11 protein-coding genes are annotated in these 14599 nt (G+C 73.9%); 7 read left to right on the plus strand and 4 right to left on the minus strand.

All coding sequences use genetic code 11. The annotated features are described in order from the left end of the window. Positions 1-111: 111 nt before the first annotated feature. Positions 112-1113: a LacI family DNA-binding transcriptional regulator gene (locus ACFV4N_RS29465; protein ID WP_499675876.1), complete on the minus strand. Its 1002-nt coding sequence runs from the start codon at positions 1111-1113 to the stop codon at positions 112-114. A gap of 108 nt (positions 1114-1221) precedes the next feature. Between ACFV4N_RS29465 and ACFV4N_RS29470 the strand changes: the two genes are divergently transcribed. The 5 genes from ACFV4N_RS29470 (at position 1222) to ACFV4N_RS29490 (ending at position 8673) form a co-directional block, all read left to right on the plus strand. Then, entirely contained in the window at positions 1222-1764 is a 543-nt protein-coding gene (locus tag ACFV4N_RS29470; protein ID WP_499675877.1) for a hypothetical protein, read from the plus strand. A 92-nt stretch (positions 1765-1856) separates the two neighbouring features. Next, complete coding sequence (locus ACFV4N_RS29475; RefSeq protein ID WP_499675878.1) at positions 1857-4733, plus strand: type 2 lanthipeptide synthetase LanM family protein; 2877 nt, start codon at positions 1857-1859, stop codon at positions 4731-4733. Then, positions 4730-4942, plus strand: a complete 213-nt coding sequence (locus ACFV4N_RS29480; RefSeq protein WP_499675879.1) for a hypothetical protein — start codon at positions 4730-4732, stop codon at positions 4940-4942. The genes ACFV4N_RS29475 and ACFV4N_RS29480 overlap by 4 nt, the downstream gene beginning before the upstream one ends. Positions 4943-5025: 83 nt before the next feature. Further along, positions 5026-7950 carry a helix-turn-helix transcriptional regulator gene (locus ACFV4N_RS29485; protein WP_499675880.1) on the plus strand — a complete coding sequence of 975 codons (2925 nt, stop codon included), beginning with the start codon at positions 5026-5028 and terminating at the stop codon, positions 7948-7950. A gap of 63 nt (positions 7951-8013) precedes the next feature. Then, positions 8014-8673, plus strand: coding sequence for a peptidylprolyl isomerase (locus ACFV4N_RS29490; protein ID WP_499675886.1), 660 nt, complete (start codon positions 8014-8016; stop codon positions 8671-8673). A gap of 4 nt (positions 8674-8677) precedes the next feature. Here ACFV4N_RS29490 and ACFV4N_RS29495 read toward each other — a convergent pair whose 3' ends face one another. After that, positions 8678-9403 carry a LolA-like protein gene (locus ACFV4N_RS29495; protein ID WP_499675881.1) on the minus strand — a complete coding sequence of 242 codons (726 nt, stop codon included), beginning with the start codon at positions 9401-9403 and terminating at the stop codon, positions 8678-8680. 96 nt (positions 9404-9499) lie between these two features. On the opposite strand from ACFV4N_RS29495, the gene ACFV4N_RS29500 reads away from it, so the two are divergent. After that, positions 9500-10159 (plus strand): MOSC domain-containing protein, encoded by a 660-nt coding sequence (locus ACFV4N_RS29500; RefSeq protein ID WP_499675882.1) that lies wholly within the window; start codon positions 9500-9502, stop codon positions 10157-10159. On the opposite strand, the gene ACFV4N_RS29505 is transcribed toward ACFV4N_RS29500, so the two are convergent. Then, a complete protein-coding gene (locus ACFV4N_RS29505; RefSeq protein WP_499675883.1) occupies positions 10156-10995 on the minus strand; it encodes an aldo/keto reductase in 840 nt (279 codons plus the stop codon). The genes ACFV4N_RS29500 and ACFV4N_RS29505 overlap by 4 nt on opposite strands. Positions 10996-11066: 71 nt before the next feature. Then, positions 11067-13091 (minus strand): phenylacetic acid degradation bifunctional protein PaaZ, encoded by a 2025-nt coding sequence (paaZ, locus tag ACFV4N_RS29510; protein WP_499675884.1) that lies wholly within the window; start codon positions 13089-13091, stop codon positions 11067-11069. Between the two features lie 137 nt (positions 13092-13228). On the opposite strand from paaZ, the gene ACFV4N_RS29515 reads away from it, so the two are divergent. After that, positions 13229-14464 carry a family 16 glycosylhydrolase gene (locus ACFV4N_RS29515; protein WP_499675885.1) on the plus strand — a complete coding sequence of 412 codons (1236 nt, stop codon included), beginning with the start codon at positions 13229-13231 and terminating at the stop codon, positions 14462-14464. Positions 14465-14599: the final 135 nt, after the last annotated feature.

The following is a 14599-nucleotide window of genomic DNA, read 5'->3' on the forward strand; positions in this document are numbered from 1 at the left end:
ACCGAGCCTGCCGGCTCCGACCAGCCTATGGCACTCGAACCCATGTCAAATCGGGACCCGTGGGAGGTTGCGGGTCCGTTGGGGCGGGTTGGATTCGTGGGGGTGGGGGCGTTAGCGGGGGGCGGGGGCGGTGGAGGAGCGGACTACCAGTTCTGGTTCGAAGAGGAGTTCTTCGTCGGGGACCGCGGTGCCGGCTATTTGGTTGGCGAGGAGTTCCACGGCGGCTCGGCCCATGGCTTCGATGGGTTGGCGCACGGTGGTCAGCGGGGGTTCGGTGCACGTCATGAAGGCCGAGTCGTCGTAGCCGACCACTGAGATGTCGTGCGGGACTTTCAGGCCTTGGCGGCGGACTGCCCTCACCGCGCCCAGGGCCAGGGGGTCCGAGGCGCAGACGATGGCCGTGACGCCTCGGTTGAGGAGGCGGGTTGCCGCTGCTTGGCCGCCTTCCAGGGAGAACATGGCGTGTTCTTCGAAGAGTTCCGCGTTGGCGTTCTCGGCGCACGTGGTGAGGGCCGCCAGCTTGCGGCGGGACGGGACGTGGTCGGTGGGGCCCAGGACGGCGCCGATTCGGGTATGGCCCAGTGCCACCAGGTGACCGAATGCCTGTTCCACGGCTACCGCGTCGTCGCAGGAGACGCGGGGGAAGCCCAGGTCGTCGATGGCCGCGTTCACGAGGACGGCCGGCAGCTTGCGGCGCGTCAGCTGGCGGTAGTGGTCGTGGGAGGCGTCCGCCTGCGCGTACTGCCCACCTGCGAAGACGACGCCGGAGACGTGTTGTTCGAAGAGCAGTTCGAGGTAGTCCGCCTCGGAGACGCCGCCGGCCGTCCTGGTGCAGAGGACCGGGGTGAAGCCTCGTTGGGCCAGGGCGTTGCCCACGACGTCGGCGAAGGCGGGGAAGATCGGGTTCTGGAGCTCCGGCAGCACCAGGCCCACCAGGCGGGCCCGTTCGCCGCGCAGCTGGGTGGGGCGCTCGTACCCCAGCACGTCGAGCGCGGTGAGCACGGCCGACCTCGTGGCGTCGGAGACGCCGGGCTTGCCGTTGAGCACGCGGCTGACCGTCGCCTCGCTCACGCCGACCTTCGCGGCCACTTCTGCCAACCGACGTTGCGTCATGTAGCAACTATAGGGCAGGATTTACGCTCGGCTTGCGGTGGTTTGCGTTGGCTTGCGAGACCGGTGGTTTTGCCGCGGCGTTGGCGCCCGCTGGGGTACAACTCCCCTGTGAAGCGGTGGGTGTTGGCCTTGGCGGTCCTCGGCCTGGCGGGTTGCGGCACGCCGGTGGCGGGCAAGGCGGTGCCGGGCGCGGCCCCCGCCGCCGAGCCGGACGCGGGTGTCGTGCGCTGGGTGAACAACTTCTGCGCCGTCGCCGAGTACATGGTCGCCTCGGGCGGCGTGCAGTTCCAGCCGCCGGAGGGCGACCCGGCGGAGGCGAAGAAGGCCGTCAGCGAGTCGCTGGGGCGGGTGGTCGACGTCCTGGACGTGGTGCTGCACGACCTCGGCGAGCTGACCCCCGCGCCGGAGCCGGCCGCCGACGCCGCCGTCGAGGTCATCGTGGAGCCGCTGGGGCAGGCGCGCGACAAGTTCGCCAAGGCGAAGTCGACCGTGGACGGGGCGCCCGAGCTGTCCGTCGAGGTCTACTCGTCCGCCATCCAGGACATGACCGAGGCCGTGACGGTGATGAACGACGCCGTCGAGAAGATGGGCGTCGTCTCGCTCCCCGAGGAGTACAAGGACGCCGCCGAGCACGCGGAGAACTGCTCTTAGCCGCACATGTGCGGTCTGGATGCGAGGGATCCGCAAATCTGGGGGCGAGGCCCCCATGTGCGGGCGGTTCGGCGCGTGCCACCTTGAGCAGCGTGTTCGCGTCCGCCGTAGACCGGTCCCCCGCCACCTGGTGGCACAGCGGCGTCCGCGACGAACCCCACGAACCGGTCGCCCCTCGCGGGCGGCCCTCATGGGCCGCGTTCGTGGAACGCGCCACCGCGACCGCGGCCCGTGCAGACTTCCCCGGCGGCAGCTGGGACGAGGCGTTCGCGTTCGCGCTGCGCCCGATGGTGCGCACGGCGCTGGAGCGCGACCGGCGCCTGGGCGCCGACTTCGCCCGCGCCCTGGGCGGCAGGCTCGCCCGGCTCGCCGCGCGCACCCTGGTGCTGGAGCTGAACCTGGAACGGCTCGGCGGCCGGCTCGTCGGCGACACGCCGCAGGCCAGGTTCGCCGACTTCGTCGGCAAGGTGGACCTGTCCGACCTGTTCGCCAAGTACCCGGTGCTCGCGCGGCTGCTCGGCCAGGCGTGCCTGCACGCGGTCGAGGCGCACGTCGAGCTGCTCGACCGGTTCGCCGAGGACCGCCGCGAGGTCGTGCGCACGCTCCTGAACGGCCGCGACCCGGGCCTGGTCGCGCACGTGGAGACCGGCCGGGGCGACCTGCACGCGCGGGGCCGGTCGGTGGCCGTGCTGACGTTCGCCGACGGGCGCCGGGTCGTCTACAAGCCGCGGTCGGTGGCGCTGCACCAGGAGTTCGCCGGCCTGCTGGCGTGGTTCGACGGGCACGCCCGGGTCGGCCTGCGGCTGCCGCGGGTGGTGGCCCGGTCCGGGCACGGCTGGCTGGAGTTCGTCGAGCACGAGCCGTGCGCCGACGTCGCCGCCGTGAGCCGGTTCTACCACCGGCTGGGCGCGCTGACCGCGCTGCTGTACGTCGTCGACAGCACCGACATGCACTACGAGAACCTGATCGCGGCGGGCGACCAGCCGGTGCTGGTGGACGTGGAGACGCTGTTCCACCCCGAGACGGGCGTGCCGGCGGACCCGGCGGTGCGGGCGCTGGCCCGGTCCGTGCACCGCACCGCCGTGCTGCCGCTGGTGCTGCTGGGCGAGCACGGCGCGGTGGACGTGGGCGGCGTCGGCGGCGACCGCGGCTTCCCCGTCGACGGCGTGGCGTGGCTGCACGCCGGCACCGACCGGATGCGGCTGGTGCGCAGGCCGGCGCCCCTGGCGCCCGCGCACAACCGCCCCGTGCTCGACGGCGTGGAGGCCGAGCCCTCCGACTACCTGGGCGCGATGCTGGCCGGGTTCCGGGTCGGCTACGACGCGCTCTGCGACCACCGCGACGAGCTGCTGGGCGCGCTGGGGCGCTTCGCGGGCCTGCCGGTGCGGTTCGTGCCCAGGATGACCAGCCTGTACGCGACGCTGCTCGACGAGTCGACCCACCCGGACGCGCTGCGCGGCGCGGACGACCGCGAGGACGTGCTGCGGCTGCTGTGGGACGACTCCGGCGACTCGGACGTGCTGCGGTCCCTCGTGCCGCACGAGCTGACCGACCTGTGGGCGGGCGACGTGCCGCTGTTCACCACCCGGCCGGACAGCCGGGACGCGTGGACCGCGGACGGCGAGCGGCTGCCCGACCTGCTGCCGGTGGCCGGCCTGGACTCGGTCCTGGCCAAGGTCGCGGCGCTGGACGAGGTCGACAAGCACTACCAGCAGTGGCTGATCTCCGCCGCGCTGGCGAGCAGGCCGCACCCGGTGGAGCACCGCACCGGGCAGGCGCTGCCCGCGCCGCTGGAGCCGGGCGTGCCGGACCAGCAGCGGCTGCTGGTGGCCGCGTGCGGGGTGGCCGACGAGGTGCTGGCGCACGCGGCGACGACGCCGGGCCGGGTCAACTGGGTGGGCCTGGAGCTGGTCGACGACCGGCACTGGGCGGTGTCCGCGATGGGCGCCGGGCTGTCCAACGGCTACACCGGCGTCGCGCTGTTCCTGGCGCAGCTCGGGCGGCTCACCGGCGCCGACCGCTACCTGGAGTTCGCCCGCGAGGCGCTGACGCCGGTCCCCGCGCTGCTCGACGCGTTCGCCCGGGACGACGAGCTGGCGGTCACCGTGGGCAGCGGCGCGTTCCACGGCCTGGGCGGCATCTGCTACGCCCTGGCCCGGCTGGCGAACCTGCTGGACGACGCGGAGATCACCGGCTGGCTGCGCACCGCGCTGGACGTGACCGCGAAGGTCGAGGCGGGCGGCGAGGACCCCGCCAACCTGGTCGAGGGCTGGGCGGGCGGCCTGGCCGCGATGCTGGCGGTGCGGGCCGAGAGCGGGCTGCCCGCCGCAGGAGCGCTGGCCCGCGCCTACGCCGACCGGCTGCTCACCGCCACGCCGGGCGGCGACGGCTTCGCCCGCGGCCGGGCGGGTGTCGGCTGGGCGCTGCTGCGGTACGCGCGGGTCAGCCGCGACCAGCGGTACGGTGTGGCGGGCCGGGCGAACCTGCGTGCCGACCAGGCGCTCAAGCAGCGGCTGCTCGACGTGGCCGAGGCCGACCACAGCTGGTGCTCCGGCCTGGCCGGCGCCGTGCTGGCGCACGCCGCGCACCCCGACCAGCCGGTCGACACCCACACCCTGCACCTGGACCGGTGCCTGAACGCCCTGGCGGTGCACGACCCCTTGCGAGACCTGAGCCTGTGCCACGGCGAACTGGGCGTGGTCGAGTCCCTGACCGTGCTGGCCGAACGCGGGCACGCGCTGGCCGAGGCCATGCGGACCAGGCGCGCCGGCCTGGTGCTCGGCGCGCTGGACCAGTACGGGGCGCGCTGCGGCACCCCGGGCGGCGTGCCGTCGGCCGGGCTGCTCACCGGGCTGTCCGGCATCGGGTACGGCCTGCTCCGCCTCGGTTTCCCCGAGCGGGTGCCCTCGGTGCTCCTGCTCGACACCCCGCACCACCACCCCAACCCACACGAGGAGAACACCCGATGAGCAACGCCGGCCACGACGAGGTCACCACCTGGGACGAGACCCAGGACGGCGACCACCCCGCCGGTGACCTGTCCCTGTCCCGCCGGAGCCGGGTCGGCGGCCGTGCCCGCGCCCTGGCCGGCATGGCCCTGGCCGTGGGCGCGTACGCGGTGGTCGCCGCGAACGTGACCAGCGCCCCGACCGTGAGCGCACCCATCCTCCACGGGTAGCGCGAGGCCGCCGAACTGCCCGCCCACACTGGGGGTGCGGGCAGTTTGGCGTGCGGTAGTTCGGCTTGGCTAAGGTTCGGCACATGCACACCCGCGCTCCGGTCGTCGTCGGGCGCGACGAAGAACTCCGCGTCCTCGAACAGGCGTTGGCCGACGCCGGCGCCCGCCGCGGCCGCGTCGTCTTCCTCGTCGGGGAGCCGGGCATCGGCAAGACCCGGCTGGCGCGCTTCGCCGCCGGCGCCGCGTTCGACCGCGGGATGCGGGTGCTGCGCGGGCGCGGCAGCACGATCGGCCCCATCGTGCCGTTCCGGCCGCTGACCGAGGCGCTGATGTCGCTGCTGCGCGCCGGGGACTCCCCTGACCTGCGGGAACTCGGCCCGTACCAGGGTGTGCTCGGCGCGCTGGCGCCCGAGTGGGGAGCCGGGGAGCAACGGCAGGCGCCCTCCGTCGTGGTGCTCGCCGAGGCGGTGCTGCGGCTGCTGGCCCTGATCGGCCGGGACCGGCCGTGCCTGGTGGTGCTGGAGGACCTGCACGACGCCGACGCGGAGACGCTGGCGGTCGTCGACTACCTGGTGGACAACCTCGACCAGGTGCCCGCCGCGCTGCTGGTCACCGCGCGGGCGGACCCCGGGCCGGCGCTGGACGTGATCCGCCTGGCCGCGCAGCGGGAGGCGGGCGCGCTGCTGGAGCTGCGCCGGTTGGACGAGCCGCAGGTGCGCCGGGTGGCCGCCCTGTGCCTGGAGGTGCCCGACCACGAGGTGCCCGCCGAGGTCGTGGAACGGCTGTGGGCGGACAGCGCGGGCAACCCGTTCGTGGTCGAGGAAATCCTCCACGGCCTGGTCAACAGCGGTCAGCTCGTGCCCGGCCCGGCCGGGTGGCAGGTGCTGGGCGACCTGCGCATCGACGTGCCGACGGCGCTGGTGCGGGCCATCGCGCACCGCACCGACCGGCTCGGGCCGCAGGGGCGCGAGCTGCTGTCGGCGGCGGCGGTGCTGGGGCACCGGTTCCCGCTGTCCGTGCTGCGCCGGGTGACCGGCATGGACGACCACGGCGTGCTGTCCCACCTGCACGCGGGCGTGGCCGCGCAGCTGGTGACGCCGGACGAGCCGGTGCCCGACTGGTACGCGTTCCGGCACCCCCTGACCGCCGAGGCGCTGCTGGCGCAGCTCCCGCCGCCGCACCGGGCCGAGCTGAGCCGCCGCACCGCGGACGCCGTGGAGGAGCTGCACCCCGGCCTGCCCGGCGAGTGGTGCGCGCTGGTGGCGTCGCTGCGGCTGGACGCGGGCCAGCACGCGGAGGCGGGCGTCCTGCTCGCCGAGGCCGGTCGGCGGGCGCTGGCCGACGGCGCGGCCGGGTCGGCGGTGCGGCTGCTGGACCACGCGCACCGGCTGCTCGCCAGCGAGGTGGACGTGGAGATCCGGGCCGACGTGCTGGACTCGCTGCTGCCCGCGCTCGGCGAGGCGGGCCGGTTCGAGCGGGCGTTCGCGCTGGCGGACGCGCTGGACGAGCTGAGCGCGGCGGGGCTGTCGCGGGTCCGGCGGGCCGAGCTGCACACCAAGCTCGCCCAGGTGGCCAACACCGCCGGGCGGTGGGCCGAGAGCGCGGTGCACGTGGAGCAGGCGCGGGCGCTGCTCGGGGCGGACCCCGACGACGAGCACCTGGCGCGGCTCGACGCGGTGGCGGCGTTCATGACGATGCACCTGAGGGCGCCGGACCGGATCGCGTCGGCCGAGTTCCTGGCGCGGCGCGCGGCCGACGCCGCCAAGCGCGTGCCGCTGCCCGAGGTGGGCTGCGGGACGTGGCAGCTCCTGGGCGTCCTGGCGCGGGAGCGCGACCTGGGCGAGGCGACCGAGTGCTTCCAGCGGGCGCGGGAGCTGGCCGAGGAGCACGGGCTGATCATCCAGCGGGTGTGGGCGATGACCCGGCAGGCGGGGGTGGCGTGGCTGGCCGACGGGTCGGCGGCGGAGCTGGTCGAGGTGCGCGAGGAGGCGCTGCGCGTCGGCTCGTTCAGCCTGGCCTACAGCGCGGACTGCATCCTCGGGCTGGACGCCGTGCTGCGCGGGCACTACGCCGCCGCGGCGGAGGAGCTGGCGCGGGCCGTCGCGGACACCAGGCGGTTGCAGCTCAAGAACCTGACCCTCTACGCGCTGATGGCGCAGGCCACCGCCGCGGCGCACCAGGGCAGGCGGGCCGAGATGGACGCCGCGATCGAGGCGTTCGACGAGGTCGGCGGGGTCGGGTCGCAGGAGCGGCCGCTGTGCTACGGCCTGGCGCGGGCGTTCTGCGCGCTGCTGGAGGAGGACCGCGCGACGGCCGAGCGGGACCTGGCGCGGGCGCTGGCCCACGAGGAGGAGACGCCGACCGTCTACCACCTGTCGGGTCGGCACGGGCTGCAACTGCTGCTGGACGCGCTGGCCGGGCGGATCGACCTGGACCGGTACCACGAGGCGACGCGGCCGGCGGCGGCCGGGATGCGCTGGAACCGGGTGTTCGGGCAGTTCGCGCTGGCGGTGCTGGCCGGCCGCGCGGGGCTGGAGGCCGAGGCCGCGCAGGCGGTGCGGGCGGCCCGGGAGGCGGCGTCGGCCTACCCGCTGGCCCGCCACCTGGGCATGAGGCTGGTGGCGGAGGCGGCCGTGGCGGACGGCTGGGGCGAGCCGGTGGCCTGGCTGCGCCCGACCGAGGAGCACTTCCACCAGGCCGGGCAGGCGGCGGTGGCCGGCGCGTGCCGCGCGCTGCTGCGGCAGGCGGGCGCCACCGTGCCGCAGCGGCGGACCGGGTCGGACCGGGTGCCGCGGGAGCTGCGGGAACTGGGCGTGACGGTGCGCGAGTTCGAGGTGTTCCGGCTGCTGGCGGGGCGGCTGGGGAACAAGGCGATCGCGACCAGGCTGCACATCTCGCCGCGCACGGTGGAGAAGCACGTGGCGAGCCTGATCACCAAGACCGGCCGGCCCGACCGGGAGGCGCTGAGCGTGTTCTCGGCGGCGCTGGGACCCGCCGTCCGGCCCTAGTCGCGCCGGCGCGGGTCCGCTACACCTGGCGTGGTGAGAATCCTCCTGGTGGTGGCGTTGACCATGGTCCTCGGCGGTGGGGTCGCGCAGGCGTCACCGCCGTCGCCGGACGGCACGCGCGGGCCGTGCGGCTACACGCGGACGCCGGACGAGCCCGCCGCCCGACCGGTGCCCCTGCCGCCCGACCCGTGGCGCACCCCGGACCGCGGTCACCCGGGCGTGCTGCTGCAGACGAACCGGGGCCCGGTGCCGGTGGTGCTGGACCGGGCGCAGGCGCCCTGCACCGTGCAGAGCTTCCTGCACCTGGTGCGGAAGGACTTCTACGACGTCACCACGTGCCACCGGTTGACCGCGTACCCGACGCTGAAGGTGCTCCAGTGCGGCGACCCGTCGGGCACCGGCGAGGGCGGTCCGGGGTACCGGTACCGGGACGAGCTGCCCACCTCGCTGCCGCCGGCGCCGAACGACCCGACCGGCGAGCGGCGGATCTACCCGCGCGGCACGCTGGCCATGGCGAACGCGGGCCCGGACACGAACGGCAGCCAGTTCTTCCTGGTGACCGCGGACTCGGTGCTGCGGCCGAACTACACGGTGTTCGGGCGGGTCACGGAGGCCGGGTTGGCGACGCTGGACCGGGTCGCCGCGGGCGGCGTGGCCGACGGCGGGGTCGACGGGCCGCCGGCGCTGACGACCCGGGTCGAGCGGGCGAAGCGGTTCCGCTGAGGCCCTACGGGGTGGCGGCGGGCGCGTTCACCCGCAGGTCCGCGTTCCAGTCGGTGAACCGGTGCAGGGTGCGCTGGAAGACGTTCTCGTCGAGCGTCTTCATCACCTGCTCCACCCGCACCGGCAGGTCGCCCGGACCCACCCACACGGTCGCCGTCGCGGTGAAGCCCGACTCGTAGGCCGCCACGAGCTGCGCGCGGCGGGTGGCGTCGGTCGTCCGGTCCGCCTGCCGCCGCAGGTCGACGAGCATGGTGTAGCGGCGCGTCGGCGCGCCGTCCACCTCCTCCTCGCCCGTCGTCACGACCAGGCCGCCGGCCAGCGACCGCACCACCGCGGCCGGGTCGACCTCGTCGGGCAGGCCGGCGAACGTGGTGTCCACCCGCACGGGCGCCCGCTCGGCCGGCCCGTGCCGGGTCCAGGCGGACCCGGGGGTGCGCGACCAGCCCTCGTCGGCCAGCACGACCACCTCGGTCATCGAGTCCGTCAGCGACAGCCGCCGCCCCTCGCGGGCGCGCACCAGGTCGCCGCTCAGCGCCACGGTCAGCCCGGTCATGCTGGTCTTCGCCTCGAACCGCACCGTGCCCTGCTCCGCGGCGCGCGCCCCGACCAGGGCGACCAGCGAGGCGCTGTCGCCCAGGGCCGGGCCCAGCGCCGGCTCCGGCAGGCCCGTTCTCCCCGAGCACCCCGACAGCACCGCGGCCAGCACGAACGCGACGACGGCCCTGCGCATGGTCCTCCCCGGGAGTGGTGTGTCCCCGCCATCCTCCCCCACGCGCTCCGGGTGAGGGGCGCGAACCCCGGAAGTGGCTCGACTACCGTCTGACCCGTGCCCCACGTGCTCTCCGTCAACCTCGGTTCCCTCGTCGCGTTCGCCGACTCGGACGTCGGCCACACCGGGATCGGCAAGCGCCCCGTGACCACCCCCGTGGAGGTCCGCGCGCCGGGGCCCCGCGGCGTGGGCGGCAGCGGCCTGGTCGGGGACCACATCTCGGACCTGCGCCACCACGGCGGCGACGACCAGGCGGTGTACGCCTACGCGGGGGAGGACCTGGACGCCTGGGCGGCCGAGCTGGGCCGCGAGGTGCCGCCGGGCCTGTTCGGGGAGAACGTGACCACGGCGGGCCTGGACGTGTCCGGCGCGCGGCTGGGCGAGCGCTGGCGGGTCGGCGGGGCGCTGCTCCAGGTGACCTACCCGCGCGTGCCGTGCCGGACGTTCGCGAGCGCGATGGAACAACGCGGCTGGGTGAAGACCTTCACCCGGTGGGCGCGGCCCGGGGCGTACCTGCGGGTGCTGGAGCCCGGCATGGTCACGGCGGGTGACGACGTCGTGGTCGAGCACCGGCCCGACCACGACGTCACGATCTCCCACGCGTTCCGCGCGGTCCTGTCCGAACCGGACCTGCTGCCCACCCTCCTGGCGGCGGGCGACGACCTGCCGGACAAGTTGCGGCGCAAGGTCGCGCGGCGCCTGGCCAACCCCGCTTAGGCCAGGGCGGACAGCTTCTCGAACGCCTCGGGCGCCAGCTCGACCCGCGCCGCCGCGACGTTCTCCTCCAGGTGCGCGATCGACGACGTGCCGGGGATCGGCAGCACGACCGGCGACCGGCGCAGCAGCCACGCCAGCGCGAGCTGGGCGGGCGTGGCGCCGTACTCCCGGGCGGCCGAGTCGAGCACGCCGCCGGGGCGGGCCAGCTCGCCGGTCGCCACCGGGAACCACGGGATGAACGCGATCCCTTCGGCCGTGCAGTGGTCGAGCACGGCCTCGTGGCCCCGGTTCGCCAGGTTGTAGAGGTTCTGCACGCTGACGATCGGCGCGACGGCCCGCGCGGCGCGGAGCTGGTCCACGTCCACCTCGGACAGGCCGATGTGCCGGATCTTGCCCTCGTCCCGCAGCTCGCCCAGCACGCCGACCTGGTCCTCCAGCGGCACCTCGGGGTCGACGCGGTGCAGCTGGTAGAGGTCGATGCGCTCGACGCCCAGCCGGACCAGGCTGGTCTCCACGGCCTGCCGCAGGTAGGCGGGCTTGCCCAGGGGGACCCACTGGTCCGGGCCGGTCCGCAGCAGGCCGCCCTTGGTCGCGATGACCAGGTCGTCCGCGTACGGGTGCAGCGCCTGCCGGATCAGCTCCTCGTTGACGTGCGGACCGTAGGAGTCCGCGGTGTCGATGAAGTTGACGCCGAGCTCGACAGCGCGGCGCAGCACGGCCACCGCGTTGTCGCGGTCCGCCGGGTGGCCCCAGATGCCGTCACCGGTCAGCCGCATGGCGCCGAAACCCAGGCGGTTGACGGTCAGGTCGCCGCCGATCGTGGTGGTCTCAGCCAACTCAGGTGCTCCTAGCTCGTCGGGAACGATCTTCCTCTCGCCCAACTCCACCGACCCCGCCGCTTGTTCCCCTACTGCTTCGCGACGAGCGTGAGCACGTCGTACTTGGCGACCGACTCGCCCTTCTGGTTCACCACGTCGGCGTCCCACCGGACCTCGCCGTAGTCCTGGTCCTCGCGCGGCGTGATCTGCTTGGCGGTCAGCGTCACGGTCAGCTCGTCGCCCGGGAACGTCGGCGTGAGGAACCGCAGGTTCTCCAGGCCGTAGTTGGCCAGCACCGGCCCCGGCTCGGGCGAGACGAACAGGCCCGCCGCGAACGACACGACCAGGTAGCCGTGCGCGACCCGGCCGCCGAAGAACGGGTTCGCCGTCGCGGCCTCCTCGTCGAGGTGCGCGTAGAACGTGTCACCGGTGAACTCGGCGAAGTGCTCGACGTCCGCCATGGTCACCGCGCGCGGCCCGGCCACCACGGAGTCGCCGATCCTCAACTCGCGCAACGTCTTGCGGAACGGGTGCACGTCCGACTCGACGCGCGGCGCGCCCGCGACCCACTGGTTGGTGACCGCGCTCAGCACCCGCGGGCTGCCCTGCACGGCGGTGCGCTGCATGTGGTGCAGCACGCCGCGCACGCCACCCATCTCCTCGCCGCCCCCGGCCCGCCCCGGTCCGCCGTGGACCAGCGAGGGCAGCGGCGACCCGTGGCCCGTGGACTCCTTGGCGTCGTCGCGGTCGAGCACCAGCAGGCGACCGTGCCAGGGCGCCACGCCCAGCACCACGTCCCGCACGAAGTCCTCGTCGTGGGAAACGACGGACCCGACCAGGCTGCCCGCGCCCCGCGCCGCCAGCTCCACCGCGTGCGCCGCGTCCCGGTACGGCAGCAGCGTCGACACCGGCCCGAACGCCTCGACCTGGTGCGGCTCGGCGTGGTCCGGGTCGGCCTTCAGCAGCACCGGCGACAGGAACGCGCCGCGCTCGGCGTCCGCGCCCACGACGTCCACGCGGTCGAGGGACCCGTGGACGATCTCACCGGCCTCCAGCAGCGCCTTCAGCGACCGCCGCACCTCCTCCCGCTGCTCCAGCCCGGCCAGGGCGCCCATCCGCACGCCCTCGTCGGCCGGGTTGCCGATCACGACCTTCGCCAGCCGGGCGGACGCGGCCTCGGCCACCGCCCCGAGCAGCCCCGCGGGCACCAGGGCGCGCCGGATGGCCGTGCACTTCTGCCCGGCCTTCACCGTCATCTCGGTGACGAGCTGCTTGACGAACAGGTCGAACTCGGGCGTCCCCTCGACCGCGTCCGGCCCGAGGATCGAGCAGTTCAGCGAGTCGGCCTCCGCGTTGAACCGCACGCTGTTGCGGATCACGGCCGGGTGGGTGCGCAGCAGCTGGGCGGTCGACGCCGACCCGGTGAACCCGACCAGGTCCTGGGCGGTCAGGTGGTCCAGCAGGTCGCCGGCGCTGCCCGTGACCAACTGCAACGACCCCTCCGGCAGCAACCCGGACCCGATCATCAGCTCGACCAGCTTCTCGGTGATGTAGGCGGTCTGCGAAGCGGGCTTGACCAGCGAGGGCACCCCGGCGATGAACGCGGGCGCGAACTTCTCCAGCGGACCCCACACCGGGAAGTTGAAGGCGTTGATCTGCACGGCAACGCCCCGCAGCGGGGTGGCGATGTGCCGGCCGACGAACGTGCCGCCCCGGCCCAGCGGCTCCACCGCGCCGTCCACGTACACCCGGTCGTTGGGCAGCTCCCGCTTGGCCTTGCCCGCGTACCCGAACAGCACGCCGATGCCGCCGTCGACGTCGATCAGCGAATCCGTCCGCGTCGCCCCCGACCGGGCGGACAGCGCGTACAGCTCGTCCCGGTGCTCCATCAGGTACGAGGCCAGGGCCTTGAGCAGGGCGCCCCGCTGGTGGAACGTCAGCTCGCGCAACGCCGGCCCGCCGACCTCCCGGCCGTGGTCCAGCGCCGCCGCCATGTCGACGCCGTCCGACGAGATCCGGGCGACCTCCTCGCCGGTCACCGCGTCGTGCAGGGGTGCGCCCCCGCTCCGGGGCGTGTGCCAACGACCGGACACGTAGCTGCGCAGAATGGCCATCGGGTGTCGACCTCCTCGTCGTGCCGGTGGGTGTCCCGGCTTGACCAGACAGTAAAGCCCCCTACTTTCATCGTGACTTGATTAAAGGTCATGCAGTAACTTCTGCCCTGGCCGCCGCCAGAGTGAGAGGAGTGTCGATGAGGACACGAGTGGTGGTGAGTGCGTTCGCGCTCGCCCTGAGCGCGTTCGCCGTGCCCCAGAACGTCGTGGCAGCCCCCTCCCCTGCCAACGCCGACCCGGGCACCACGGCCGTCACCTGGTCCGATGAGTTCAACGGCCCCGCCGGCACCCGGGTCGACGGCTCGAAGTGGAACACGGAGACCGGCAACAACAACGGCAACAACCGCGAGCACCAGTGGTACACCGATTCCGCGAGCAACGCGGCGATGGACGGCCAGGGCAACCTGGTCATCACCGCCCGCAAGGAGAACCCGGGCAACTGGAACTGCTGGTACGGGCGCTGCCAGTACACCTCCGCCCGCATCAACACCGCGGGCAAGTTCACCACCACCTACGGCAAGGTGGAGGCGCGGATGAAGATGCCGCGCGGCAAGGGCATCTGGCCCGCGTTCTGGATGCTCGGCCAGGACATCAACTCGGGCAACCCGTGGCCGAACAGCGGTGAGATCGACATCATGGAGTTCCTGGGCCACGACCTGGACACGGTGTACGGCACCATCCACGGCCCCGGCTACTCGGGCGCGGGCGGCATCGGCGCCCCGTTCAACGGCCCGAACTTCGCCGACGGCTTCCACACCTTCGCCATCGAGTGGTCGCCGACCGGCATCGCCTGGTCCGTGGACGGCACCGTCTACCAGCGCCGCACCCCGGCCGACCTCAACGGCAACCAGTGGGTGTTCAACAAGCCGTTCTTCATCATCCTGAACCTCGCCGTCGGCGGCGAGTGGCCGGGCTACCCGGACGCGAGCACCACGTTCCCCCAGCAGTTCGTGATCGACTACGTCCGCGTCTCCACCCTCGACGGCAACCAGCCCACCGGCAACCGCATCACCGGCATCGGCGGCAAGTGCGTCGACGTGGCCGGCGCCAACCCGGCCAACGGCACCGCGGTCCAGCTCTACGACTGCAACGGCACCGCGGCCCAGCAGTGGACCCGCCAGGGCGACACGATCCGCGCCCTGGGCAAGTGCCTGGACGCGGCCTCCGGCGGCACCGCCGACGGCACCCTCGTCCAACTCTGGGACTGCAACGGCACCGGTGCCCAGCGCTGGGCGGTCAGCGGCGCCAACGACATCGTGAACATCCAGGCGAACAAGTGCCTGGACGCGCAGAACAACAGCTCGGCCAACGGAACCCGCCTCCAGATCTGGATGTGCTCCGGCACCCCCAACCAGAAGTGGACCCTCACCTAAAACCCCGAGGCGGGCACACCACGCCCGCACACCCCGCCCAAGCTCGTGGTCTCCCCGTATGGCCTGGGCGCAGCCCAACCGCGCTTGTCAAGGGGTCCACGCCCTTCGGACCCCTTGACGAGTGTGGTTGCCTCA

Source organism: Actinosynnema sp. NPDC059797, from assembly GCF_042732085.1.
GTDB lineage: Bacteria > Actinomycetota > Actinomycetes > Mycobacteriales > Pseudonocardiaceae > Actinosynnema.

Excerpts from the sequence above, each read along its gene's own strand:
- ACFV4N_RS29480 (WP_499675879.1), top strand. The coding sequence starts at position 4,730 with ATGAGCAACGCCGGCCACGACGAGGTCACCACCTGGGACGAGACCCAG.
- ACFV4N_RS29495 (WP_499675881.1), bottom strand. The coding sequence starts at position 9,403 with ATGCGCAGGGCCGTCGTCGCGTTCGTGCTGGCCGCGGTGCTGTCGGGG.
- ACFV4N_RS29485 (WP_499675880.1), top strand. The coding sequence starts at position 5,026 with ATGCACACCCGCGCTCCGGTCGTCGTCGGGCGCGACGAAGAACTCCGC.
- ACFV4N_RS29490 (WP_499675886.1), top strand. The coding sequence starts at position 8,014 with ATGGTCCTCGGCGGTGGGGTCGCGCAGGCGTCACCGCCGTCGCCGGAC.
- paaZ (WP_499675884.1), bottom strand. The coding sequence starts at position 13,091 with ATGGCCATTCTGCGCAGCTACGTGTCCGGTCGTTGGCACACGCCCCGG.
- ACFV4N_RS29515 (WP_499675885.1), top strand. The coding sequence starts at position 13,229 with ATGAGGACACGAGTGGTGGTGAGTGCGTTCGCGCTCGCCCTGAGCGCG.
- ACFV4N_RS29465 (WP_499675876.1), bottom strand. The coding sequence starts at position 1,113 with ATGACGCAACGTCGGTTGGCAGAAGTGGCCGCGAAGGTCGGCGTGAGC.